Consider the following 23,295-nt stretch of genomic DNA (forward strand, 5'->3'; position numbering starts at 1 on the left):
GCCGGCCAGCCAGCGCCAGGTTCTGAGATGACCGTATTTCAACTGAAGCAGTTCGCATCCACCTCCGTCCACGCCGCCACCGGGGCGATGCGGTGGAATTACGACAAGGTCGAGATCATCGCCGACGGCGTCGTGCATATCGTCGGCATCGCCGCCGGCCTAGTGGCCGCGACCGTGCTCGTGGTGCTGACCGCGATCTATGCCAGCGCCGTCGACATCGTCGTGGTGTCGATCTATGTCGCGGGCCTGCTGTCGATGCTGACCTTGTCGGCGACCTATAATCTCTGGCCGGTGTCGCCGACCAAATGGGTGCTGCGTCGGTTCGATCATTCCGCCATCTACGTGCTGATCGCCGCGACCTACACGCCGTTCATCGCCGCGTTGAAGGACACGCTGTTCTCGTCGGTGCTGCTGCTCGGCGTCTGGGGCGTCGCCATCTTCGGCATCGTGCTCAAGCTGCGCTGGCCCGGCCGCTTCGATGCGCTGTCGATCGGGCTGTATCTGGCACTCGGCTGGAGCGGCATCATGATGTACGATCGGGTGATCACGGTGATGCCGACCTCGGTGCTGGCCTGCGTGCTCACCGGCGGCATTCTCTACAGCCTCGGCGTCATCTTCCATTCGTGGCGGCGCTTGCGTTTCCAGAACGCGATCTGGCATGGTTTCGTGTTGCTGGGCGCCGGCTTTCATTATACGGCCGTTCTGGACCTGGTTCTGACATAGAAAATTCCACGGGGAGGGCTTTGCATGCAGGTGACCGGAAAGATTGTCGTGGTCACCGGCGGAGCCCGCGGCATCGGCAAGGCGCTGTGCGAGGCCTTCGCGGGTGCCCGTGCGGCCAAGGTGATCGTGGCCGACCTCGACGAGGCCGGCGCCAAGGCCGTCGCTGAGAGCATCGGCGGTGCGGCGTTCAAATGCGACGTCTCCCAGGAAGCCGACATCAGGCACGTCATCGAAGAGACCGAGCGGCAGTTCGGGCCGATCGCGCTGTTCTGTTCCAATGCCGGCATCGGCGGTGGCTTCGATCCGCTGTCGGTGAATGTCGGCGGCACCTCCGACGAGCCATGGGCGCGGAGCTGGGCGATCCACGTCATGGCCCATGTCTGGGCGGCGCGGCATCTGATCCCGCGCTACAAGGCGCGGGGTGGCGGATATTTTCTGAACACGATCTCGGCCGCCGGCCTGCTGTCGCAGGTTGGCAGCGCGCCTTACTCGACCACCAAGCACGCCGCGGTCGGCTTCGCCGAGAACCTCGCGATCTCGCACAAGGCCGACAACATCAAGGTCTCGATCCTGTGCCCGCAGGGCGTCGACACCGACATGCTGCGCTCGATCCCCAAGGGCCCGCAATCCGGCGACGGCGACCTTTCGCCGGAGCAGGTCGCGCAGGATGTGCTCAAGGGTCTCGCCGAAGAGAGCTTCCCGATCCTGCCGCATCCCCAGGTTCTCGGCTACATGCGCAAGAAGACCGAGAACTACGACCGCTGGCTCGGTGGCATGGCGAAGATCCAGGCGAGGATGCGCGAGGAGTTCGGGAAGTAGCTGCTTGTTCATTGGCGTTTCCGTCATTGCGAGCGAAGCGAAGCAATCCAGGGTTGAGCGTGGGACTCTGGATTGCTTCGCTTCGCTCGCAATGACAGCGTGGAGGGAGGCGCGGTATATCCAGGCAACTTGACGTGACTCCGCATCCCCGCGGCGTATGACGCCCGAGCTGTGCAATCGACTTGCCCCTCAACTATTCGAAGGGCGCAGGGAATGCCGGGTGATGGCCTCACCCATGGCCCGCCTGCGGAAAAAAATGCAGGCGGCAGGTACCACAGGTGCAGCCGGATCGACCCGGCATTCCCTGCGCGACGGTCTTAACGCTTATACGCAGTCTCCCTGGTGCGCCGGGCTTGTTGGCCACCATTCGCAACGATGCTTGCGCATCGCGCGGGACACCAGCATCGGGGTGTCAGGACGCTGCGACTTCACGTCCGCAGTCCCACCGTTCGTCGGCGCATCCGAGGACACGCTGCGGCAGACCGCGGCCATCGCATCCCCGCCTCGCGTGTCGTGACGATCGCGCGCAACGCCCCTTCGAGTGAGACGGGATGCGCGGAAGAATCGTCCTGATTTGCCCGACGTGACAAGGCCGCAAGATGCGACAATTCAACACGACGGGCAGTTTCGTCATGGCCCCCTTGCGTCATCTGCCCGTCGTGCACGGTCAGCCCGGCGATGGCATGTCTGCATCCGCAGCGCGCCGGGCTTCGAGCGCGCGCGCGTAAAGGAGCAGGCCGTCGCGGACCGTTCGCCGTTCGGATGTCGACAGTGACAACAGTGCTCCGCGGACCTGCTGCCGGCCGAACGCATGCAGCGAGGCCAACGTTTTTCGCCCCTTGGCGGTGAGGCAGAGCGGCTTGCTGCGGGCATCGCCGGGATCGACCGTCTCTTGCAATTCGCCAGCATCGATCAGCTTGCGGACCATGCGGCTGACGCTGGATTTTTCCAGATGCAGCGCGGCGCCGATCTGCATCGCCGTCAACGGGCCGCGCAGGCCGATCTCCAGGATGGTGTGGACGGCCGACGGCGGATGTTCGGTGGCGGCCAGCGTGGCGTCCATGAAGCCGAGCTCGCGCACCATCAGGCGTGAGGCGGCGCGGATGTCGTCGACGAGAGTGAGGTCCGGCTCAGGCATCTTGACTCCTGTCCAATAGTTGTAGCATACAACAAATAGCCGACGCAACGGAGCGTCGCCGGCGGTCTGCCTCCGGAGGGTGCGACATGGGTGATACACGGCTCGCGGCGCAGCTCGGAACGCCCACGGCCTCGCGCATGCAGGGACAGGTCTGCCTCGTCACCGGAGGCGGCTCCGGCATCGGCCGCGCCGCCGCCCTGAAGCTGGCGGCCGAAGGGGCGGAGGCCGTGATCATCGCCGGCCGCCGCGAGGCAGAGCTCGAGGACACAGCGTCGCAATGCCGGGCGCTCGGTTGCGAGGTGCTCGCCGTGAGAACCGACGTGACACGCACAGACGACGTGGCAGACCTGGTGCAAACCGTGCTGGACCGCTACGGCAGGTTGGATGCGGCCTTCAACAATGCCGGGTTTCAGGAGCGCCGGGCGCCGATCGAGCAACAGGGCGACGACGTCTATGAGGACGTGTTCGGCACCAATGTGCGATCCGTCTTTCTGTGTCTGCGTGCGCAGCTTGCAGCCATGTATGTCCGCGGACAGGGCCGCATCGTGATCAACGCCTCCGTGAGCGGGGTGCGCAATCCGAATGCCGGGCTCGCGCTCTATTCGGCGTCGAAGGCCGCCGTCATTTCCCTGACCCGCTCGGCGGCGATGGAGGCGGCGCCGCGTGGCGTCCGGATCAATGCAATCGCGCCGGGACGCGTCGTCACCGACATGATGCTCCGCGCCGGTGTCGGTGACATGGCGACGGTCGCCGCCGGGCTGCCGTTGCGCCGGATGGGGCAGCCGGAGGACATCGCCGAGGCCGTGCTGTGGCTATTGTCGGATGCATCGTCCTACGTCGTCGGCCACGTCTTGGCCGCGGATGGCGGATTTCTGGCAGCCTGAGGCTCACGAGTCCGCCGATCATCCGGCGGCATGCGAACACGGCGAGGGTGGCGGTCGACCAGATGCGGCTCGACCCGATCTTCGCGAGAGTGGTCGCCCGAATGGGTGCGTTCGTTCGAAGAGCGTTCAACTTGGCACCCGGCCGCCGCCGAAACCGATTGCGTGCGCTTCTCAATCTCGCATGAAATCTCCCCAGCGCGGCAAAACTTCCGCCGAGCTTTGCCGATTATTTCCAAGGGAAGGGGAACTCGTCGCGGAAGCGCTGCGTGTCGTCGCGACGGCGCCCTGACCTGACGTTCACGCATTTTTCGGCATATCCCCGGTTTTGTCTTGCAAGCTCATTCACCTCACAAGACCGGCGCGTTCGCGGTGCGGACGAAGCGGCTCATGGTGACGCGATCCCAGCGCGGGGTCACGCTCGCCTTCGTCGAGGTGCTGCTTCTGGCGGTGATGGTGGCTGACCCGGCCTCCGCGCAGCAGACCGTCAAGACGAAGCCGACCGACGTCGTGCCGGGACGTGCCGATCGCCTGTTCTTCCGCCATGTCACCGCGCGCAGCATCTACTACAACGTTCCGCGGATCGCGACCGACAGCCGCATTCTCATGATGCGCCAGGATCCGCGCGGCATCAGCGCGCTGCTGCGTCCCATGCGCGAGGCGGGGGCGCCATCGCTGGCTGCGCCGGGCAGGGATGCGCCGGCCGGCAGCTTCGCGTTCGGGCCTGCAACCTTCCGGCCGGCGCGTGGCACGGTCGGGGCGGCCACGCTGCCGGCCACCCGCACCGCAGCGCCCACCGCGCCACCGGCGCCGAAGCAGATTGCGGCCGCGACTGCGGCGCCCGAAACCACGGTCGCTGCGGCCCAGCCTGTGCCCGTGCTGCGCAATCGTGACGTCCTGCCAGAGCGCAATCTCGACACGGTGAAGCCGCAGCCGGTGGCGGCGGAGGCGAAGCCCTATGATCCGACAGGCGTGACGATCGGCTCGTTCCTGGTGAAGCCGGCGGTCGAAATCCAGGCCGGCTATGACACCAATCCGACCCGGCGTAACGGCGGGGCCGGATCGCCGGTGGCGATCGTCGCGACTGAAGTGGCGGTGCGCTCGCAATGGGAGCGGCATCAGCTCAACGCCGATTTTCGCGGCGCCTATATCGAGGACACCAACGTCCGCTCGCTCAGCCATCCGACGTTCGAGGCGCGCGCGCAGGGACGCTACGATGTCATCGAGGGAACGGCGCTGACCGGCGAGGCGCGCTTCGTCAACGATGCGCTGGCGCTTCCCGGCGCCGTCAAGCTGCCGCGCGCGACGACCTTCGGCGGCAGTGCCGGCGTGCTGCAGAAGATCGGCCCAGCCGAGATCGCGTTCAAGGGATCGGCCGATCGCGTCGTGTTCAACGATGCGCTGATCACCGCCAACGTGCCGCTGCGGACGCAGGATCGCAACTTCACCCAGCCGGGCGCACAGGTGCGCGTCACCTATGTGCTGACCCCGAACATCTCGCCGTTCATCGACATGAGCTTCGACCGGCGCAACCATGATCTGCAGGTCGACTTCAACGGCCAGCGCCGCGACTCCACCGGCATCGCCGGGCGCGCCGGCGCGGTCGTCAACATGGGCTCGGTGACCGGCGAGGCCTCGGTCGGCTATCTCACCCGTCGCATGGACTCGCCCATGATGCCCAATATCAGCGGCGTGATCGCGGATGCGACCTTGGCTTGGTCCGCGACCGATACGACGACCTTCGTGCTGGTGGCGCGCTCGCAGGCGTCGGAGACGCCGGCCGTGAACGTCTCCGGCATCCTGTCGCGCGACGTGATCCTGCAGATGGATCATCAGTTCGAGCCCTGGCTGATCGGCTCGCTGCGCGGCGGCTATGGCCAGGACCAGTTCGTCGGCATCGGCCGCGTCGACCAGCGCATGTTTCTCGCCGCGGGCGGCGTCTACAAGCTGAACCGCAACGTGCAGCTCAAGAGCGAGGTGCGCACGGAGTGGACGCGCTCGAACGTGGCGCTCAACAACTTCATGGCGGTGGTCGGCGTCGTCGGGGTGCGGGTGCAGTACTGAGGCGACGTGGGGCGCGAGGCGCGCACTCTGGCTGAGGGATGCGCAGCGTCTGCATGACTGACGGCCCGATAATATTAACGAACGGTGCTGCGATCTCGATCTCACCCTCCCTCGCGGGGAGGGGGCGATACACTGCCGTTGCCGCGAGCGTCGAGGTCTTCAACAAGCAGCGCTATACCCGCATTAGGTCGAGCGACGCGTTCCCAAGGACGGCGAAGCCTAGCGCGTTCGCCTTCGCCCCAAGCACCGCTTTCTCCGCTCCCCTCCCCCTTGCGGGGAGGGGTCGGGGGGGTCCAAACCGGCTACATAGGTGACAGAACAAACCGACGACATGGGTGACAGGTTGAGGTGATCGGCAGGAGGACTTGCCGATGGGCTGGAAGGAAACCTGCGCTGTGGACGAACGGATGCGTTTTGTGTTGGCAGTTGAAGCGGGAGAGAAGTCGTTTGCGGCACTCTGTCGGGAGTTCGGGATCAGCCGGCAGCAGGGCTACAAGTGGTGGCACCGCTACCAGGAGGAGGGTTTGGAGGGTCTGTTCGACAGGTCCCGAGCGCCTTTGCACCACCCCCAAGCAATCTCCGGGAAGATCGCCGAGTTCTGCCTCGAAGTCCGACGGGCTCATCCGACCTGGGGACCAGCGAAGGTACGCGCCTTTCTCGAGCGGAAGCGGCCCAGCACGACGTGGCCCGCGGCCAGCACGATCGGAGCGCTGTTTGACCGCGAGGGTCTCACGGTGAAGCGGAAGATTCGTCGACGCAGCCCTCCTTCGAGCTTTCCATTTGCCGATTGCGAGCAAGCCAACGATGTCTGGTGCATCGACTTCAAGGGCTGGTTTCTGACTGCGGATGGCACCCGTTGCGAACCGCTCACGCTGACGGACGCAGAGAGCCGCTGTCTGCTGCGGTGCCTGCCGTTGCAGCGTACCGACGGTGAGCATGTTTGGCCCGTGCTGGATGCGGCATTCCGTGAATTTGGCCTGCCGCTGAGGATGCGCTCGGACAATGGCGCACCCTTCGCATCACAGGGGGCGGGCGGGTTGTCGCGGCTATCGGTGAAGCTGATCAAGGCCGGCGTCACACCGGAGCGCATCACGCCCGGCAAGCCGCAGCAGAACGGCCGCCATGAACGTATGCATCTGACGTTGTTGCAGGACACCGCGAAGCCGCCGGCCCGGACGTTGCGCGAGCAGATCAAGCGCTTCCAGAGCTTCCAGCGCATCTTCAACGAAGAACGGCCGCACGAGGCTCTCGACAACGCAACGCCAGCCGATCGCTATCGTCCCTCGCCGCGCGCCTATCATGGCGTGCTGCGCTCACCCGAATACGAAGCGGATAGGGACGTCCGGCGTGTTCGCCACAATGGCGAGATCAGGTGGGGCGGCGAAACGATCTACATCAACCAGGCACTCGCGGGTGAGCCCGTCGGCCTCTCGGAAACCGAGGCGGGCTGGACTGTGAGCTATGGACCCGTCCTGCTCGGCACCATCGATCCAAAGAGGCATCAGCTCAGGCCGCCGAAGCGAAAGCGCCGTGGACTTGTGGACAACGCTACGCGTTGCCCACAGGGTCCACAGCAGCAAAAGCAGCAAAGGACACAAGAATTGAAGATCTGAACAAAACGAGAATTGTGTCAACTATGTCGTCGGTCAGATCTGTCACCTATGTCCCCGGTTGCTCACCCGCTTCGCGTGCGATCGACCCTTTCCCTCTAGGGCCCTCCAGGGGAGGGTGGCTGCGGGGCTGGCCTTGGGGCTGCGCTTTCCCGCGCTAACGTGCCGCAATTTCTGGAGCGAAGCCACATGTAGAGGTGCTGATCGCCATGTCCTCGCCGATGCCTGCATCGTCTCTACCCGCACTCGCGCAAAAAAAGCCCCGCCGGGGAGCGGGGCGTCGAGATGAAGCATGCCGGGGCGGATGGGGAGCCGGGGCGCATCACGCGGCGGGGTGAGGTCAACTCCCGCCGCGTGACCGTGATCCCCGGCCAGTTCGGCATGCGGCTGGTACTGGCCGTGTTCTTGTTGTCGTGACCGCGCCGCCCGACAGTCATCGGCGGCGCGGTGTGCAGCGGCCTTACTGCTCGAGCGCGGCGAGCGCTGCGTTGCCGATCTTCTGCGCCTCGGCCCAGGCGGCCTGGGTCGCCTGCTGCGCGGCGGCGTAGCCGGCCTGGATCTGCTTCTCGGCGGCCTCCCGCAGTGCCCCCTCCTGCTGCTCGCCGGTGACGCGCGCCTGGCTCAGCGCCTGGTTGTCCGCGTTCAGCTGGTTGTTGGCGGCGTTGAACGCGTTGGCGGTGGTCTGCGCCTTGGCCTGGGCGGCCGCGAGAGCCGCTTGGTTGGCCGCGTTGTTGGCGCGCTCGAGCACCTCGGCGGCCTCCTGCGCGTCCTGCTTGGCCTGTTGCGCGGCCTGGCGGGCCTGCTCCAGGGCCTGACGGTCGGCATTGACCTTCTGCTCGGCCGCCTCGACCGTCGCATCGATCGCGCCGATCTTCTGGTTCAGCGCGGCCTCGACCGCCTTCTGGTTCGCCGACGCGGCGGCGTTGGCCGCCTGGGTCTTCTGCTGGGCGACCGCGCGCGCCTGCTCGCCGGTCTTCAACGCGGCCTGGAGTGCGGCCTGCTCGGCGGCTTCCTGCGCCTCCTGGTTCTGCTGGTTGTTGTTATTGTTGTTGCCATTGCCGGCCGCGGCGCCGCCGCCATTGTTGGCATTGCCACCATTGTTGGCGTTGCCGCCATTGCCAGCGTTGCCGGCGGCCTGACCGGCCTTGGCCGCAGCTTCCGCCGTCTCGCGTGCGGTGTCCTTGGCGGCGTTGGCGGCTTCCTTGGCCTCGTTGGACACGTCGATGTCCTTGTCGAGCTTCTGGAAGGCGGCCTGCAGCGCGGCCGAGGCGGTGGTCAGCTTGGCGGCAGCCGCGGCGGCGGCGGCCTTGTTGGCGGCGGTCGGGTTCTTCTCGGACTGCTCCTGGGCTTCGATCGCCGCGCCCTTGGCGTTCTGCTCGGCCTGGCGCGCGACGTTGATCGCCTGGCGGTCGGCGGCGACCTGGGCCTCGGCCTTGGCGGCAGCCTGAGCGGCGGCCGCGGCGGCGGCATTGGCCTTGGCGACCGCGTCATTGTTCGCGGCACCCGCGGCGGCGGCCGCCTTGGCCGGCGTTGCGGCGGCGGCAGGTGCAGCCGCGGCCTTGGCGACGGCCACGGTGGTGGTCGCAGCCGGCTTGGCGGCGGCCGCCGTCGAGGTGGAGGCGGCGGGAGCCGCGGCGGCGGCCTTGGCCGTGCCGGTGGTCGTCGCCGCAGCCGTGGCCGCGGCCGGCTTGGCGACCGGGGTGGGCGTCGCGGCGGTGGCGACGGTGGTGGGCTTGGCCGCCGCGGTGCCGGTGGTCGTGGTCGCAGCGGCGGTCGCCGCGGTCTTGGCAGCGCTGCTCGCCGCAGCCGTGGCCGCGGTGGTCGCAGCCTTCGCGGCGGCGTTGGCAGCCGCCTTCGCGGCAGCATCAGCGGCGGCCTTGGCGGCCGCCTTGGCCGCGGCGTCCTGCGCGGCCTTCGCGGCGGCGGCGGCTGTTGCCTTGGCGGCTGCATCCTGCGCGGCTTTCGCTGCGGCACTGGCTGCCGCCTTGGCCGCAGCATCCTGCGCCGCCTTCGCGGCGGCCTTGGCAGCCGCGTCCTGGGCGGCCTTCGCGGCGGCGTTGGTGGTGGCCGAGGTGGCGAGCGCGGTCGTCACGGCCTGCGCGTTCGCCTGATGCGGCATGGCCGCCATCGCGAGCGCGGACATGAGGGCAAGCGCGCTGACGTGCCGATAGAGGTCGGTTCTCGATGTCGCCGTTTGAAAGGTCTTCTTGTCCGCCATCAGCTCAACTCCATGGGTACGCTGGATTGGATGGTGGAACCTTCTGATAATGATTTTGGCTTGCAGAATGGTCGGACCTTGCACGCAGCAAGGCGTCTGCTTGCCAGCAAAGGGCAGGATTTCGCGATGTTTGCGGCGGAGTGGCTGCGACGGGATGGCGCAGGGGCGCAGAAAGCTTTCGAAACAATCGCTTGCGGCCGTAACCGCCGGTTGCACCGTTGCGGCGGGGGCGTGAGCATTCGGCGGCAGGTCTTGCTGTCGCCCTAAAAGATGCGGCGCATGGTCGCATCCCCTGGGATTGACATGGCGTCCGGTGGACGAACGGCGGCTCAGCCCTTTGGCGTGTTCAGCTCTTTGGCGCGTAGAGCAGCGGCACCGCGGAATCGACCATCACCTCGACGAGGCTGGTGCCGTCATGAGCAAGGGCGCGCGCGAGCGCGCTCGCCAGATCAGCCGAGCGGCTGACGCGGACGGCATCGCAGCCCATGCCCTCCGCAAGCTTGACGAAATCGAGGCCGGGCAGCTCCAGCCCGGGCACGTTGCGCACCTGCATCACCTGGCTGAACGAGCGCATCGCGCCGTAGCCGGAATTGTTGATGACCACGACGGTCACCGGCAGCTTGCGCTGTGCCGCGGTCCACAGCGCCTGCAGCGAATACATCGCCGAGCCGTCGCCGATCAGGCAGATGGTGCGATCCTTGGGCCGTCCCAGCGCCATGCCGACCGCGGCCGGCAGGCTGTAGCCGAGGCCGCCGCTCGCCATCGTGTAGAACGAGGCAGCGCCCGGCATCGGCATGTATTTGTGCATCACAGGCCGATGCGAGGGGATCTCTTCGACGAGTGCAGCATGAGCCGGCAGGGCTTGCGACAGCGTGTGCAGCAGATAGTCGACGGGAATGGGATCGGCCGGCTTCGGCACCTCCGGCAGCACGCGGCCCTTCGGCGCCGCGCGTTTGGTCTCCGGCAGCAGCTCGAGCAGCAGCGACAGCGCAGGGCGCATCGTCGCGATGATGCTGGTGCCGATCGGCGGCACGGCCGCGCCCTCGGCATCATCGGTGATCTGATAGAGCGAGGTGGCGCCGTCGAAGATTGCGGCGTGGCCCTCGACGTGGAAGGTGAACACCGGCGCGCCGATCACGACGACGAGGTCGTGCGGCTTCAAGGCGTCCGACAATTGCCCGGGCGAGGCGTGCAAGAAGCCCTGGAATTGCGGATGCCGCTCGGGGAACGAGCAGCGCGCCGAGAACGGGCTGACCCAGACGCTGGCCTTGGTCTTCTCCGCGACCTGAACCATGAGATCGACGCAAGCCGCGCGATCGATGCCGGGGCCGACGACAAGGGCGGGATTCTTCGCAGCTGCCAGCGCTGCGACCAGCTCCTCCATCGCGGCACGGTCAGGGCCGAGCTCGCGGCTGACTTTTCGCGCTGCGACCGGCTGCGCCGGATGCATCCAGTCATCGATCGGGATCGAGACGAAGGTCGGGCCGCAAGGCGGCTGCATCGCGGTGTAGTAGGCGCGGGCGATCGCGGCCGGTACGTCCTCGGGCCGCGCCGGCTCGACGCTGTATTTGACGTAAGGGCGCGGGAATTCCGAGGGGCGCTCGGCATAGAGGAACGCCTGCAGCGGCAGGATCGAGCGCGCCTGCTGGCCGGCGGTGATGACCAGCGGCGTCTGGTTGCGATGCGCGGTGTAGATGTTGCCGAGCGCATTGCCGACGCCGGCGGCCGAATGCAGATTGACGAAGCCGGCATTGCGCGTCGCCTGCGCATAGCCGTCGGCCATGCCGACCACGCTCGCCTCCTGCAGGCCGAGCACGTAGTCGATGTCGTCGGGCCAGTCGCTGAGGAACGGCAGCTCGGTCGAGCCGGGATTGCCGAACACCTTTTTGATGCCGAAGGCGCGCAGCAGCTCGAAGGTGGCCTGCTTGACGGTGACGGGCTTGGTTGTTGTTTTCGTTGTCTTGGCCAAAGGCGTTTCCTCGGATTGCCGTCATTGCGAGGAGCGAAGCGACGAAGCAATCCAGAGCCACCGCGGGACTCTGGATTGCGTCGCTTCGCTCGCAATGACGAGAGCTTATATCACCACGTCGCGGTGCCCTTCATGGTCGGCTGGCGCTCGGCGTTGGCGGTCCACAGCTCCAGGCCGCCGTCCTTGTCATTGGCGTTCACCGAGAACTCGCCGCCTTCGAACAGCGGCTGCACGCCGCGATAGGCGAACTTGGCGGGCGGCTTGCCCTTCAGCTTCGCCGCGAACTCGACCAGCAGCGCGGCCTGCAAGGGTCCGTGGAAGACGAGGCCCGGATAGCCCTCGACCTTGGTGACGTAGTCGCGATCGTAATGGATGCGGTGGCCGTTGAAGGTCAGCGCGGAGTAACGAAACAGCAGCACGGGATCGGAAACATGGCTCTCGCTGTGCTGCGCGACCGGCGGAGACGGCGGCGCCTTCGCGGGCGCAGGCTGGCTGCCGCCCATGTCGCGATAGACGATGTCCTGGCGCTCGCGGATCGCTGTCCCGCGCGGCGTCGACACGACATGCTCGACCGCGACGAAGCAGAGCTGGCCGGTGGAGCCGCTCTTCAGGCTGACGTCGGTAATGGTCGAGACGCGCGTCGCGAGATCGCCGACGCGCAGCGGATCGATGAACTGAACCTCGCCGCCGGCCCACATCCGCCGCGGCAGCGGCACCGGCGGCAGGAAGCCGCCTCGGGTGGGGTGTCCGTCAGGGCCGAGCTGGTCATGCGGAAACACCGGCTGGCCCAGGCACCAGTGCACCGTGTAGGGCGCGATGTCGCCGGTGACCGGCTCGCCGATGTCCTGGAACAAGGTCGCGCGCAGGCCCTTGGTGAGCTGCGCGGTGACGATGTCGGCGGCCTCGGCGCTGCGGCCGACCCATTGCTTGAGGTGATCGAGATCGAGAGGCTCAGTCATGATCATCCCTTTCGCGGATGAGGCGAGGCTGCTTCGCCGATCGCCGGCACGGCCCCATAGCGCCTGTCGTCGCCGACCACGATCGCCGCCGGGGCGGGATAGGAGACGACGCCGTTGGGCGTCTCGACCTCGATGCGACGCAGATGCGGATGTGTCGCGAGATCCGCCATGCTGTTGACCTCGGCAAAGGCGATGTCCGCCGCGGCGAGTTTTGTCAGCAGCTCGTCGCGCGACAGCGCGGCAAAGCGGTCGGCGACGATCTTGTCCGTCAGCGCGCGGTTGCGCACGCGCTCCACCATGTTGGCGAAGCGCGGATCGTCGGGCAGCGCAGGCTGCTCCAGCACCTTGGCGCACAGGGTCTTCCACTCGCGCTCGCTCTGGATCGAGATCAGGATGTCCTTGCCGTCCTTCGAGGTGAACACGCCATAGGGCGCGATCGAGGGATGGGCGAGGCCGATGCGCTTCGGCGCATTGCCGGCCTCCGCATTGAGCAGGGGCACCGTGAGCCAGTCGGCCATCACGTCGAACATCGAGATCCGGATGTCGGCGCCTTCGCCGGTGCGGCCGCGCTTGATCAGCGCCTCCAGGATCGCGGCATGCGCGGTGGCGCCGGTGGCGACGTCGACGATCGACATGCCGACGCGCGACGGGCCCTCGGGGCCGCCGGTGATCGAGGCGAGCCCGCTCTCGGCCTGGATCAGGAGATCATAGGCCTTGCGGTCGGCGTAGGGGCCGGTGTCGCCATAGCCCGTGATGGTGCAGCAGATCAGCTTCGGATAGTCCTTGCGCAGCCGCTCGCGCGCGAAGCCGAGCTTGTCCATCGAGCCGGGCTTGAGGTTCTGCAACAGCACGTCGGCGCTGGCGATGAGAGTCTCCAGCTCGGCGCGGCCTTCGGGCTTCGACAGGTCGACGATGCGCGAATCCTTGCCGCGGTTGAGCCAGACGAAGTAGCTGCTCTGCCCCTTGGCGGCGGCGTCATAGCCCCTGGCGAAATCGCCCTCGGGCCGTTCGATCTTGATGACATGGGCGCCGGCATCCGCCAGGCGCGACGAGCAGAACGGCGCAGCGACCGCCTGCTCGACGGCAACCACGGTGATCCCTTCAAGCGGCAGCATCAACGAGCCTCAGTAAGAGCGCGGCATGCCGAGCACGTGCTCGGCGACGTAGGACAGGATGAGATTGGTCGAGATCGGCGCGACCTGGTACAGCCGCGTCTCGCGGAACTTGCGCTCGACGTCGTATTCCTCGGCGAAGCCGAAGCCGCCATGGGTCTGGATGCAGGCATTGGCCGCCTCGAACGACGCGTCCGCCGCGAGCATCTTGGCCATGTTGGCCTCGGCGCCGCAGTCCTGCCCAGCCTCGTATTTGCGGGTGGCTTCCTTGACCATCAGCTCGGCCGCGCGCATCGAGGCATAGGCCTTGGCGATCGGGAACTGGATGCCTTGATTTTGCCCGATCGGACGGCCGAACACGACGCGCTCCTTGGCGTAGTTGGTGGCCTTGGCGATGAACCATTTGGCGTCGCCGACGCATTCGGCCGCGATCAAAATACGCTCGGCATTCATGCCGGAGAGGATGTAGCGGAAACCCTTGCCTTCCTCGCCGATCAGGTTCTCGGCGGGCACGCGCATATCGGTGAAGAACACCTCCGTGGTGGCGTGGTTCATCATCGTCCGGATCGGACGGATGGTGAGACCGGCCTTCTTGGCCTCGCGCATGTCGACGAGAAACACCGACAGGCCATCGGTGCGCTTCTGCACCTGGTCCTTCGGCGTGGTGCGCGCGAGCAGCAGCATCAGGTCGGAATACTCGGCGCGGCTGGTCCAGATCTTCTGGCCGTTGACGACGTAGCTGTCGCCATCGCGTTTGGCGACCGTCTTCAGCGAGGTGGTGTCGGTGCCCGAGGTCGGCTCGGTGACGCCAAAGGCCTGCAGCCGCAATTCGCCGCTCGCGATCTTCGGCAGCCACTTCGCCTTCTGCTCGGCCGAGCCATGCCGCAGCACCGTGCCCATCGTGTACATCTGCGCGTGGCAGCCGCCGCCATTGCCGCCGGCGCGCTGGATCTCCTCGAGGATCGCGGCCGCCGCCGACAGCTTCAGGCCGGCGCCACCATATTCCTCGGGGATCAGCACGGAGAGATAGCCCGCCTGCGTCAGCGCATCGACGAAGGCGGACGGGTAGGCCATCTCGCGATCGAGCTTGCGCCAATATTCGCCGGGGAACTGGGCGCAGAGCTTGGCCACCGCGTCGCGGATGTCGGCGTAGTCGTCGTGCTGATGCTGGTCTGTCATGTCCTTGTTCCCCAGGCCGCTGTCACGCCGCCTGTGGTCTCCCTGGGTTTGTTGCTAATAGCCTATGACGAAGCGTGCGGCGCTTGGCAAGCCTGGCATGCCAGCGTTGCGGGCAGTCTTCCCTGCCGCGGTATGGGGATGAAGCGTGCATCCATGCTCTAGCTGACGGGATAGCCGAGATGGCCGCGAAAACGGTTCTTCAGGAACACGCCGTCGCGCGGGGGCAGGGCACGATCGACGTGATCGGCGGAGATCACGACGCGGGCGAAATGCGGACCGGCGCGATCGTGCAGCTTCGGCCTGAAGGCGTCGAGTGCGGCATGATCCGTGATCGTGTGCACTGACGGGAAGCCGGCACCGGTGGCGATCAGCTCGAGATTGGCACCGAGGCCGGAATGGCTCGTCTGCATGCCGGTTTCGCCGAAATGCGCGTTGTCGAGCACGACGACCGAGAGATTATTCGGCTTCTTCGCCGCCGCTGTCGCGAGACTGCCGAGCCCCATCAACTGTTCGCCGTCGCCTGTGATGACGGCGACCGGCCGCGACGGCTGCGCCAGCGCGAGGCCGAGGCCGATCATGACCGCGCCGCCCATCGCGCCCCACAGATAGAAGTTCGCGTCGTGATCGCCCGCGGCGAACAAATCGTAGGACGATGAGCCGAGGCCGCTGACGACCAGCAGGTCGCCGCGATCCACGAGCAGCGCCTGTACGGCGGCGCGACGGTCGAGCGCTGATCTCATCACTTGCCCTCCGTCCACTTCTTGGCGCCGATCATGCGCTGGGAGATCAGCACCGCGATCGGCTGGTCGCTGTCGAAGGCAAGCCTCGCGGCGGCGGCCGCCATCTCGCCGGCCTCCTCGGGGCGCTCCAGCCGAAACACGGTGACGCCCATGATCTCGAACGCCGCCTGCGTGGCCTTGCCCATCGGCACCTGCCACGGATTGAACTCGGCCCATTCGCCGCGCATGGTGACGAAGCTGAGGAACGGGAACCGGCAGCTCGCCAGCAGCGACAGCATGTTGACGCAATTGCCGACCCCGCTCGACTGCATCAGCAGCACCGCGCGCTGGCCGCCCAGCCAGGCGCCGGCCGACAGCGCGACGCCTTCCTCCTCGGTGGTCAGAACGGTCGTGGCGATGGCGGGATCCTCATGCGCGAGGCGGATGAGGCGGGAATGGCCGGCGTCGGGCACGTAGCAGAGCTGCCGGACGTCGGCGGCCTTCAGCGCCTGGTAGATGGCGAGCGGCCAGTCTGGAGCTGTCGTCGGCGTGTCGGAAGCGGCCATGGCGTCCTGCGGAATATGCGCACCGATGGTGCAGCGAATGATTTAGCCCGGAAAAGGCGGCGGTGGCTCATTGAATTTGGTTCACCCGGCCATGCCGGATTCTTATAGGCAGCCGGGCCTCGTGGTTCGAGACGCGCCGCAGGCGGCGCTCCTCACCATGAGGGGCGGGTCCAGAGACCGGCCCTGCAACTGGTCATCAGCGGCGATTTCATGGAGGAGTTAGCGCCTTGCTTATTCCGACGACGGTTCCACCCCTCATGGTGAGGAGCGCCGCGGGAGAAAGCCGGCCAAGACAAACAATCTTGATGGCGGCGCGTCTCGAACCATGAGGCCGAGGTCTCGGGCCTCGCCCTTCGAGACGCCCGCCTAGGGGCGGGCCCTCAGGGTGAGGGGCGGACATGCTCACCCCGGAATTCGGACCGGCAGGCTCTCGTAGCCGCGCACGAAGCTGGAATAGACGCGCTTCGGCTCGCCGACGACCTCGATGCGGTCGAAGCGCTTGAGGATCTCCTGCCAGACGATGCGCAGCTGCAGTTCGGCCAGGCGCATGCCGACGCAGCGGTGGATGCCGAAGCCGAAGGAGAGGTGGATGCGCGGCCGCTTGCGGTCGATGATGAAGGCGTCGGGATTCTCGATCACCTCGCCGTCGCGGTTGCCCGAGACGTACCACATCACGACGCGGTCGCCCTTCCTGATCTTCTGGCCGCCCAGCTCGGTGTCGACCAGCGCGGTGCGCCGCATATGCGCGAGCGGCGTCTGCCAGCGGATCACCTCGGGCACCATGGTGTCGATCAGCGCCGGGTTGTCGCGCAGCTTCTGATACTCGGCCGGGTTCTCGTGCAGCGCCAGCACCGACGCGGTCATGGTGTTGCGTGTGGTGTCGTTGCCGCCGACGATGAGCAGGATCAGATTGCCCATCAGATTGTCCGGCGTCATCTGCCGCGTCGCCTCGCTGTGCGCCATCATCGAAATCAGGTCGCGCCCGGGATTGGCCTGGCGTTCCTTCCACATCCGGCCGAAGGTCTCGGCGCAATCCGCGAGCTCGCGCCGGCGCTCCTCCTCCGAGGAGACGATGCCGCTCTTTGGCAAAGCCGTGGAGACATCCGACCAGCGCGTCAGCTTGCGCCGTTCCTCGAACGGGAAGTCGAACAGCGTCGCGAGCATCTGCGTCGTCAGCTCGATCGACACCTTCTCGACCCAGTTGAAGGTCTCGTTGCGCGGCAGGGAGTCCAGCACCTTGGCCGAGCGCTGCCGGATCAGCACTGCCATCTCGTCGAGATGCTCCGGCGTGAACATCGGCTGCACCGTCTTGCGCTGCTCGCCATGGCGGGGCTCGTCCATCGCGATGAAGCTCGGCCATTCATAGCCGGGCGGCACGTCGCGGATCATGATGCCGCCATTGCTGACATCCGAGGAGAAGATCGCGTGGCTGGTGTCGACATGCATGATGTCGTGATAGCGCGTCACCGACCAATACGGCTCGATCGGCGCCTTGGTGCAGTAATGCACCGGCGCTTCCTTGCGCAGCCGCTCGAACCACGGCCACAGCGTGTCGTTCTGGAACAGGCGGGGCGCGCCCGGATGGAAGTCCTCGATCGGCGTCGCATAGGCCTCTAGCCGCGCCTCGCGCAGCAGATCGGCAGGGTCGGAACGAAGCGCGGCCTGGGCGGTCATGGGGTGGTCCTTCTTCAAAGGTCGATTCATTCTCGACAATTCACGAAGTATGGGTGGTCTCCGTCATTGCGAGCGAAGCGAAGCAATCCAGGGCCAGGAAGAAAGTCTGGATTGCTTCGTCGCCTTCGGCTCCTCGCAATGACGCAACGCGTGGATAGGATCGTAGGGTGGGCAAAGCGAAGCGTGCCCACCGTCTTTCGCGCCAGTCGCGATATGGTGGGCACGGCGTTCGCGCGAGGCGCGACCGCCTTTGCCCACCCTACGAGATCGTTCGTGCCGGACCCGATTCGTCATCAAATACAACCTACGCCGCAATCCTCACCGGCAATGTCTCATAGCCCTTCACGAAGCTCGAATAGACGCGCTTCGGCTCGTCCATCACGTCGATATGATCGAAGCGCTTCAGGATTTCCTCCCAGATGATCTTGAGCTGCAGTTCGGCGAGCCGCAGGCCGACGCAGCGGTGGATGCCGAAGCCGAACGACAGATGCGTCCGGGGGCGGGCGCGGTCGATGATGAAGTCGTAGGGCCGCTCGATCGCGGCCTCGTCGCGGTTGCCCGACACGTACCACATCACGACCTTGTCGCCCTTTTTGATCTGCCTGCCGCGGAACTCGATGTCGGCCAACGCCGTGCGGCGCATATGCGCGAGCGGGGTCTGCCAGCGGATCACCTCGGGCACGAAGCTGTCGAGCAGCGCCGGATTGTCCTTGAGCTTGCGATACTGATCCGGGTTCTGGCTCAGCGCGTAGATGCTGCCGGACATGGTGTTGCGGGTGGTGTCGTTGCCGCCGACGATCAGGAGCACGAGATTGCCGAGGAAGTTCTTGGGGTCCATGTCGCGCGTCGCCTCGCTGTGCGCCATCATGGATAGCAGGTCGCTCTTCGGCGGCTGGTTCTGCCGCTCCTGCCACAGACGCGCGAAATAGCGCGCGCAGTCCATCAATTCGGCCTGCCGCTCGTCCTCGGTCGCGACCAGTCCGCCGGGGCCGGGCAGGGTGGTGGCAATGTCGGACCAGCGCGTCAGTTTGCGGCGATCCTCCCAGGGAAAGTCGAACAGCACGGCCAGCATCTGCGTCGTCAGCTCGATCGAGACGCGGTCGACCCAGTCGAACACCTCGCCGACCGGCAGGTTGTCGAGGCATTCCGCCGAGCGCTTGCGGATGTTGATGGCGAGCTCGTCGAGATGCGTCGGCGTGAACATCGGCGCCACGGTCTTGCGCTGGGGCGCATGCCGCGGCGGGTCCATCGCGATGAAGCTCTCGCGGCGCAGGTCGGGCGGCACGTCGCGGATGGTGATGCCGCCGAGCGCTGAGGCCGACGAGAACACCGCGTGGTTGGTCTCGATCTCCATGATGTCGTCGTAGCGGGTGATCGACCAGTAAGGACCGAACATCGAGTCCTTGCAGTAGTGCACCGGGTCCTCGCGCCGCAGCCGGTCGAAGTATGGCCAATGCGTGTCGGTGCGGAACAGCTCGGGATCGCCGGGATCGAAGTCGGTTAGCGGCAAGGATGCCGCGCGGCGTGTGGCTGCGTCGATCGCGTGCTCGGCGGCGCTGGCGTGCCGGTGTGCCTCGGCCGGTTTGGCGGTCCCGTGCATGGACGTCTCCCTGAGAGCCGGATTCTTCTGTCCGGCGATGTTTGGCGCGATTACATCCTGCCCGGGAGCGCTGGGCAAGCGCGGAGTTTGACGGGGCCGCCCGGACGGGTCTTGCGTCGCGAGGCTGCTGTTCGGTCCGAGGTGGGGCGTGACAAGCGTCACGTCACGGAATATGGCTTTGGCGATTGTTGCAAAGCAGAAGAAGAGCAGGAGGCCGCCCCATGATCGCCAACGCGCAGCGCATGTTCAATTTCGATCTCGGCGAGACGGCGGACGCGATCCGCGAGACGGTGGCCAGCTTTTCCCAGGAGCAGATCGCGCCGCGCGCGGCCGAGATCGACCGCTCCAACCAGTTTCCGCGCGACCTCTGGCCGAAGCTCGGCGAGCTCGGCCTGCACGGCATCACCGTCGAGGAGGAGTATGGTGGTGCCGGTCTCGGCTATCTCGAGCACTGCATCGCCATGGAGGAGATCTCGCGCGCCTCGGCCTCGGTTGGCCTGTCCTATGGCGCGCACTCCAACCTCTGCGTCAACCAGATCCGCCGCAACGGCAACGAGGCGCAAAAGCAGAAATATCTGCCCAAGCTGATCTCCGGCGAGCATGTCGGCTCGCTCGCGATGTCCGAACCGCAGGCCGGCTCCGACGTCGTCTCGATGAAGACGCGCGCTGACAAGAAGGGCGACCGCTTCGTCCTCAACGGCAACAAGATGTGGATCACCAATGGTCCCGTCGCCGAGACGCTGGTGGTCTACGCCAAGACCGATCCGCAAGGCGGGCCGCGTGGCATCACCGCCTTCCTGATCGAGAAGGGCATGAAGGGATTCTCGACCGCGCAGAAGCTCGACAAGCTCGGCATGCGCGGCTCCGACACCTGCGAGCTGGTGTTCGAGGATTGCGAGGTGCCGGAGGAGAACGTGCTGGGGCAGGTCGGCCGCGGCGTGAACGTGCTGATGAGCGGCCTCGACTACGAGCGCGCCGTGCTCGCGGCCGGTCCACTCGGAATCATGCAGGCCTGCATGGACGTGGTGCTTCCTTACGTGCATGAGCGCAAGCAGTTCGGCCAGCCGATCGGCACCTTCCAGCTCGTGCAGGGCAAGGTCGCCGACATGTACACGACGATGAACGCGGCGCGCGCCTATGTCTACGCGGTGGCCAAGGCCTGCGATCGCGGCGAGACCACGCGCGAGGATGCCGCCGGCGCCATTCTATTTGCAGCAGAGAATGCGACTCAGTGCGCGCTCGACGCGATCCAGCTGCTCGGCGGCAACGGCTACATCAACGATTATGCCACCGGACGGCTGCTGCGCGACGCAAAGCTCTACGAGATCGGCGCCGGCACCAGCGAGATCCGCCGCATGCTGATCGGCCGGGAATTGTTCGAGAAGACGTCCTGAATCGCGAGCCGCTCCGGCAGGCGCGAGCGGCGCGTTCGCCAACCGGTCAGGTGCCGATATTTCTTCAAGCATGCTGCGGCCGGAGCTTTTTTCCGGCCCACTTGCGTGCAAAATACGTCGAACCTCGGAGTCGCGCCCGCGACCAACAGACGAGGCGTATCGGGCATATTTTTATGTCATTGCGTGTGTCGGAGGCGTAAGCCGTGAACCAGATGAGTTTCGTTCCGGAGCAGCCTCCGCCGCTTCCCCCTTTGACGGCAGCGTTCTCGGGCAGCCGTGGTGAATTCTTCCGGCTGGTGAGCCGCGGCGCCGCGATCGAACTGATTACGCTGGGGTTCTACCGGTTCTGGCTGGCCACCGATATCCGGCGGCATCTCTGGGTCAACACCGCCGTCGACGGCGATGCCGCCGAATATACCGGGCGCGGCAAGGAGCTCCTGATCGGCTTCCTGTTCGCGATGGCGATCCTGGTGCCGATCTACCTTGCCTATTTCCTGATCGGCGTCGAGGCCGAACGCTATCAGGGCTTTGCCAGCGTGCCGCTGGTGATCGCCTTCTATGCCTTCGGCCAGTTCGCGATCTTCCGCGCGCGGCGCTACCGGCTGACGCGCACGGTCTGGCGCGGCATCCGGTTCTGGATGGATGGGTCGGGCTGGGCCTATGCCGGGCGCGCCATGCTGTGGACGCTGCTGACCGTGCTGACGCTGGGGCTGGCCTGGCCATGGCGGGCCGCCGCGCTCGAGCGCTACAAGATGCGGCACTCGCATTACGGCAATCTCAGCGGTGACTTCGAGGGCCGGGGCTGGGCGTTCTTCAAGCAGGCCTGGTATCTGTGGCTGATCGCGCCGTTTGCGCTGGCCTTGTTTCCGCTGTTTCCGTTCGTCTACGCGCAGTTCAAAGCGATCGAGTGGCGCTGGTGGGTGTCGGGCATCCGCTTTGGCGGCGTCCGTCTTGAGTCTCACCTGCCGGGAAATGCGTTTTTCGGCCTCTACTGGAAGGTGATCGGCTGGTGGACGCTGTTGTCGATCGCCTCGATCCTCTATTTCGCCGGTGTTGCGGTCCTGGTGTTCAAGTGGCTCGGGCCGGACGCCAACCCGCAGGACCTGTCCAACAACATCCCGATGATGGTGCTGATGGGGATCGGCTACATCATCTGGATCCTGGCGCTCAACGTCGTGACGCGCCTCTATCTGGTGCGCGACATGTGGGCGACGGTGCTCGAGTCGATCCAGATTCATGGCATCGAGGCCATGGCTGATGTCGCCGCCAAGGGCGATCTGGCCAGCGCGCTCGGCGAGGGGTTTGCCGATGGACTCGACGTCGCAGGATTCTGATCCCGCGCTCGGCCCCGCCGGCGATGCCGAGGCGCCGCCCGTGGCCGAGGTGCCGCCCGTCGGGTCGACCGCTCCGTCCGGCGGTCCCGCAACCTATTTCGACGGACTGTCGAACCGGCGCCAGAACGTCACGATCGGCTTTGCCAATCAGCTGGTGATGCGCAGTCCCGATAATTTCGTGTCCTGGCCCTATCAGGACATCCGCCGCGTCGACGGCCCCAGTGGCACGCTGCGCGTCAGCTGCCTGTCGGCCTCGCCGCTGGCGCGGCTCGAGATTCGCGACACGGCGCTGGCGGCCGAACTGATCGCGCGCTGCAGCCAGATCGACCAGAACCTGCTCACGCGCGGCGGCATCGCGCGGATCATCGGCTGGTCGCTGGCGGCCGCGGCCTCGATCGTCGCCATCGTTCTGGTCGTGTTGCCGTTCGCCGCCGAACGGCTGACGCCGCTGGTTCCGCCGGCCATGGAGAAACATCTCGGCGAGGCCGCCGTGGTGCAGATCCACGCGCTGTTCGGCGACAAGGCGTGCAACCAGACGGCGGGGCAGGCGGCCTTTGCCAAGCTGGTGACGGCGCTGCGCCGGCCTGCGGATCTCGACGACAGCATCGCATCGCAGGTGCTGGATACGCCGATCCCCAATGCGTTCGCGCTGCCGGGCGGGCGCTTCTTCCTGTTTCGCGGGCTGCTCGACAAATCGAACGATCCCGACGAGGTCGCGGGCGTGCTGGCGCATGAGCTCGGCCATCTGAAGCATCGCGACAACCTGCGGCAGCTGATTCACAACGGATCGAGCTCGTTCCTGATCGGGCTCCTGTTCGGCGACATCACCGGCGCGGGCGCGGCGATCTTCGCCTCGCGCGCCATGATCAACGCGTCCTATTCGCGCGAGGCCGAGGAGGCTGCCGACAGTTTTGCGATCGACGTCATGCACAAGCTCGGCCGGCCGACGCGGCCGATGGGCGAGCTGATGTTCCGGATCACCGGCAAGGAGGACGGCAAGCGCCCGTCGCTGTGGGCGAGCCACCCGCTGACCGAGGACCGCCTCGCCCGCATGCGCGCCGCCGACCGCCCCGCCAGCGGCCCGCCGCTGCTCAGCGCGGAGGAGTGGAAGGCGCTGAAGGGGATCTGCAGGTAGCCGTCGCGTTCATGCGCCTTACGCGCGATTGGTTGGGACGATCGACAGTCTCTCATCCGTCATTGCGAGCGCAGCGAAGCAATCCAGAGTCCCGCACGTCGCCCTGGATTGCTTCGCTGCGCTCGCAATGACGGGGTGAGAGCGGTGCGCATCAGCTTCGACGCGGGTTGAGCGATGACACGTTGAGCGACGGCACTTCTG

At 66.4% G+C, this 23,295-nt stretch carries 18 protein-coding genes and 1 pseudogene; 9 read left to right on the forward strand and 10 right to left on the reverse strand.

Going from position 1 to position 23,295, the window contains the following annotated elements; translation table 11 throughout:
• The first annotated feature begins 27 nt into the window (after positions 1 to 27).
• Together trhA and ACQR1Y_RS24145 are read left to right on the forward strand one after the other, a co-directional pair.
• Complete coding sequence (gene trhA / locus ACQR1Y_RS24140) at positions 28 to 723, forward strand: PAQR family membrane homeostasis protein TrhA (RefSeq protein ID WP_434878478.1); 696 nt, start codon at positions 28 to 30, stop codon at positions 721 to 723.
• 24 nt (positions 724 to 747) lie between these two features.
• Complete coding sequence (locus tag ACQR1Y_RS24145) at positions 748 to 1,542, forward strand: SDR family oxidoreductase (RefSeq protein WP_434878479.1); 795 nt, start codon at positions 748 to 750, stop codon at positions 1,540 to 1,542.
• 667 nt (positions 1,543 to 2,209) lie between these two features.
• On the opposite strand, the gene ACQR1Y_RS24150 is transcribed toward ACQR1Y_RS24145, so the two are convergent.
• Complete coding sequence (locus ACQR1Y_RS24150) at positions 2,210 to 2,680, reverse strand: MarR family winged helix-turn-helix transcriptional regulator (protein ID WP_434878480.1); 471 nt, start codon at positions 2,678 to 2,680, stop codon at positions 2,210 to 2,212.
• An 86-nt stretch (positions 2,681 to 2,766) separates the two neighbouring features.
• Here ACQR1Y_RS24150 and ACQR1Y_RS24155 point away from each other — a divergent pair, with 86 nt between their 5' ends.
• From ACQR1Y_RS24155 to ACQR1Y_RS24170, 4 genes and pseudogenes are all read left to right on the forward strand, one after another.
• Entirely contained in the window at positions 2,767 to 3,564 is a 798-nt protein-coding gene (locus ACQR1Y_RS24155) for an SDR family NAD(P)-dependent oxidoreductase (RefSeq protein WP_434878481.1), read from the forward strand.
• A gap of 387 nt (positions 3,565 to 3,951) precedes the next feature.
• Complete coding sequence (locus tag ACQR1Y_RS24160; protein WP_434878482.1) at positions 3,952 to 5,625, forward strand: outer membrane beta-barrel protein; 1,674 nt, start codon at positions 3,952 to 3,954, stop codon at positions 5,623 to 5,625.
• A gap of 371 nt (positions 5,626 to 5,996) precedes the next feature.
• Positions 5,997 to 7,154: pseudogene (locus ACQR1Y_RS24165) on the forward strand (helix-turn-helix domain-containing protein); the annotation flags it as partial.
• Positions 7,155 to 7,520: 366 nt separating this feature from the next.
• Entirely contained in the window at positions 7,521 to 7,652 is a 132-nt protein-coding gene (locus ACQR1Y_RS24170) for a hypothetical protein (RefSeq protein WP_434860028.1), read from the forward strand.
• Between the two features lie 43 nt (positions 7,653 to 7,695).
• On the opposite strand, the gene ACQR1Y_RS24175 is transcribed toward ACQR1Y_RS24170, so the two are convergent.
• The 9 genes from ACQR1Y_RS24175 to ACQR1Y_RS24215 form a co-directional block, all read right to left on the reverse strand.
• Positions 7,696 to 9,453 carry a hypothetical protein gene (locus tag ACQR1Y_RS24175; protein ID WP_434878483.1) on the reverse strand — a complete coding sequence of 586 codons (1,758 nt, stop codon included), beginning with the start codon at positions 9,451 to 9,453 and terminating at the stop codon, positions 7,696 to 7,698.
• A gap of 346 nt (positions 9,454 to 9,799) precedes the next feature.
• On the reverse strand, positions 9,800 to 11,422 hold the full coding sequence (mdlC, locus tag ACQR1Y_RS24180; RefSeq protein WP_434878484.1) for a benzoylformate decarboxylase: 1,623 nt from the start codon (positions 11,420 to 11,422) through the stop codon (positions 9,800 to 9,802).
• Between the two features lie 110 nt (positions 11,423 to 11,532).
• A complete protein-coding gene (locus ACQR1Y_RS24185) occupies positions 11,533 to 12,381 on the reverse strand; it encodes an FAS1-like dehydratase domain-containing protein (protein ID WP_434878485.1) in 849 nt (282 codons plus the stop codon).
• A 2-nt stretch (positions 12,382 to 12,383) separates the two neighbouring features.
• A complete protein-coding gene (locus tag ACQR1Y_RS24190; RefSeq protein ID WP_434878486.1) occupies positions 12,384 to 13,496 on the reverse strand; it encodes a CaiB/BaiF CoA transferase family protein in 1,113 nt (370 codons plus the stop codon).
• Between the two features lie 9 nt (positions 13,497 to 13,505).
• Positions 13,506 to 14,672, reverse strand: coding sequence for an acyl-CoA dehydrogenase family protein (locus tag ACQR1Y_RS24195; protein ID WP_434878487.1), 1,167 nt, complete (start codon positions 14,670 to 14,672; stop codon positions 13,506 to 13,508).
• A gap of 158 nt (positions 14,673 to 14,830) precedes the next feature.
• Positions 14,831 to 15,412, reverse strand: a complete 582-nt coding sequence (locus ACQR1Y_RS24200; protein WP_434878488.1) for a thiamine pyrophosphate-dependent enzyme — start codon at positions 15,410 to 15,412, stop codon at positions 14,831 to 14,833.
• Positions 15,412 to 15,957 carry a phosphonopyruvate decarboxylase gene (locus ACQR1Y_RS24205; RefSeq protein ID WP_434878489.1) on the reverse strand — a complete coding sequence of 182 codons (546 nt, stop codon included), beginning with the start codon at positions 15,955 to 15,957 and terminating at the stop codon, positions 15,412 to 15,414. The genes ACQR1Y_RS24200 and ACQR1Y_RS24205 overlap by 1 nt, the downstream gene beginning before the upstream one ends.
• Positions 15,958 to 16,359: 402 nt before the next feature.
• Positions 16,360 to 17,631: a cytochrome P450 gene (locus ACQR1Y_RS24210; RefSeq protein WP_434878490.1), complete on the reverse strand. Its 1,272-nt coding sequence runs from the start codon at positions 17,629 to 17,631 to the stop codon at positions 16,360 to 16,362.
• A gap of 304 nt (positions 17,632 to 17,935) precedes the next feature.
• On the reverse strand, positions 17,936 to 19,231 hold the full coding sequence (locus ACQR1Y_RS24215; RefSeq protein WP_434878491.1) for a cytochrome P450: 1,296 nt from the start codon (positions 19,229 to 19,231) through the stop codon (positions 17,936 to 17,938).
• A gap of 221 nt (positions 19,232 to 19,452) precedes the next feature.
• Here ACQR1Y_RS24215 and ACQR1Y_RS24220 point away from each other — a divergent pair, with 221 nt between their 5' ends.
• From ACQR1Y_RS24220 to ACQR1Y_RS24230, 3 genes are all read left to right on the forward strand, one after another.
• The gene (locus tag ACQR1Y_RS24220) at positions 19,453 to 20,625 is read left to right on the forward strand and encodes an isovaleryl-CoA dehydrogenase (protein ID WP_434878492.1); all 1,173 of its coding nucleotides are present in this window, start codon (positions 19,453 to 19,455) and stop codon (positions 20,623 to 20,625) included.
• A gap of 212 nt (positions 20,626 to 20,837) precedes the next feature.
• Positions 20,838 to 21,959, forward strand: coding sequence for a DUF898 family protein (locus ACQR1Y_RS24225; protein ID WP_434878521.1), 1,122 nt, complete (start codon positions 20,838 to 20,840; stop codon positions 21,957 to 21,959).
• Positions 21,934 to 23,094 carry a M48 family metallopeptidase gene (locus ACQR1Y_RS24230; protein WP_434878493.1) on the forward strand — a complete coding sequence of 387 codons (1,161 nt, stop codon included), beginning with the start codon at positions 21,934 to 21,936 and terminating at the stop codon, positions 23,092 to 23,094. The genes ACQR1Y_RS24225 and ACQR1Y_RS24230 overlap by 26 nt, the downstream gene beginning before the upstream one ends.
• The last annotated feature ends 201 nt before the right edge of the window (positions 23,095 to 23,295 follow it).

This window comes from Bradyrhizobium sp. HKCCYLRH3099 (assembly GCF_051167855.1).
In the GTDB taxonomy this organism is placed as follows: Bacteria; Pseudomonadota; Alphaproteobacteria; order Rhizobiales; family Xanthobacteraceae; genus Bradyrhizobium.

What these genes read in the sequence shown, in the direction of transcription:
- ACQR1Y_RS24155 (WP_434878481.1), top strand. Translation starts at nt 2,767, where the DNA reads ATGGGTGATACACGGCTCGCGGCGCAGCTCGGAACGCCCACGGCCTCG.
- ACQR1Y_RS24170 (WP_434860028.1), top strand. Translation starts at nt 7,521, where the DNA reads ATGAAGCATGCCGGGGCGGATGGGGAGCCGGGGCGCATCACGCGGCGG.
- trhA (WP_434878478.1), top strand. Translation starts at nt 28, where the DNA reads ATGACCGTATTTCAACTGAAGCAGTTCGCATCCACCTCCGTCCACGCC.
- ACQR1Y_RS24185 (WP_434878485.1), bottom strand. Translation starts at nt 12,381, where the DNA reads ATGACTGAGCCTCTCGATCTCGATCACCTCAAGCAATGGGTCGGCCGC.
- ACQR1Y_RS24230 (WP_434878493.1), top strand. Translation starts at nt 21,934, where the DNA reads ATGGACTCGACGTCGCAGGATTCTGATCCCGCGCTCGGCCCCGCCGGC.
- ACQR1Y_RS24195 (WP_434878487.1), bottom strand. Translation starts at nt 14,672, where the DNA reads ATGACAGACCAGCATCAGCACGACGACTACGCCGACATCCGCGACGCG.
- ACQR1Y_RS24225 (WP_434878521.1), top strand. Translation starts at nt 20,838, where the DNA reads ATGAGTTTCGTTCCGGAGCAGCCTCCGCCGCTTCCCCCTTTGACGGCA.
- ACQR1Y_RS24150 (WP_434878480.1), bottom strand. Translation starts at nt 2,680, where the DNA reads ATGCCTGAGCCGGACCTCACTCTCGTCGACGACATCCGCGCCGCCTCA.
- ACQR1Y_RS24220 (WP_434878492.1), top strand. Translation starts at nt 19,453, where the DNA reads ATGATCGCCAACGCGCAGCGCATGTTCAATTTCGATCTCGGCGAGACG.
- ACQR1Y_RS24205 (WP_434878489.1), bottom strand. Translation starts at nt 15,957, where the DNA reads ATGGCCGCTTCCGACACGCCGACGACAGCTCCAGACTGGCCGCTCGCC.
- ACQR1Y_RS24145 (WP_434878479.1), top strand. Translation starts at nt 748, where the DNA reads ATGCAGGTGACCGGAAAGATTGTCGTGGTCACCGGCGGAGCCCGCGGC.
- ACQR1Y_RS24210 (WP_434878490.1), bottom strand. Translation starts at nt 17,631, where the DNA reads ATGACCGCCCAGGCCGCGCTTCGTTCCGACCCTGCCGATCTGCTGCGC.
- ACQR1Y_RS24160 (WP_434878482.1), top strand. Translation starts at nt 3,952, where the DNA reads ATGGTGACGCGATCCCAGCGCGGGGTCACGCTCGCCTTCGTCGAGGTG.
- ACQR1Y_RS24200 (WP_434878488.1), bottom strand. Translation starts at nt 15,412, where the DNA reads ATGAGATCAGCGCTCGACCGTCGCGCCGCCGTACAGGCGCTGCTCGTG.
- ACQR1Y_RS24215 (WP_434878491.1), bottom strand. Translation starts at nt 19,231, where the DNA reads ATGCACGGGACCGCCAAACCGGCCGAGGCACACCGGCACGCCAGCGCC.
- ACQR1Y_RS24190 (WP_434878486.1), bottom strand. Translation starts at nt 13,496, where the DNA reads ATGCTGCCGCTTGAAGGGATCACCGTGGTTGCCGTCGAGCAGGCGGTC.
- ACQR1Y_RS24175 (WP_434878483.1), bottom strand. Translation starts at nt 9,453, where the DNA reads ATGGCGGACAAGAAGACCTTTCAAACGGCGACATCGAGAACCGACCTC.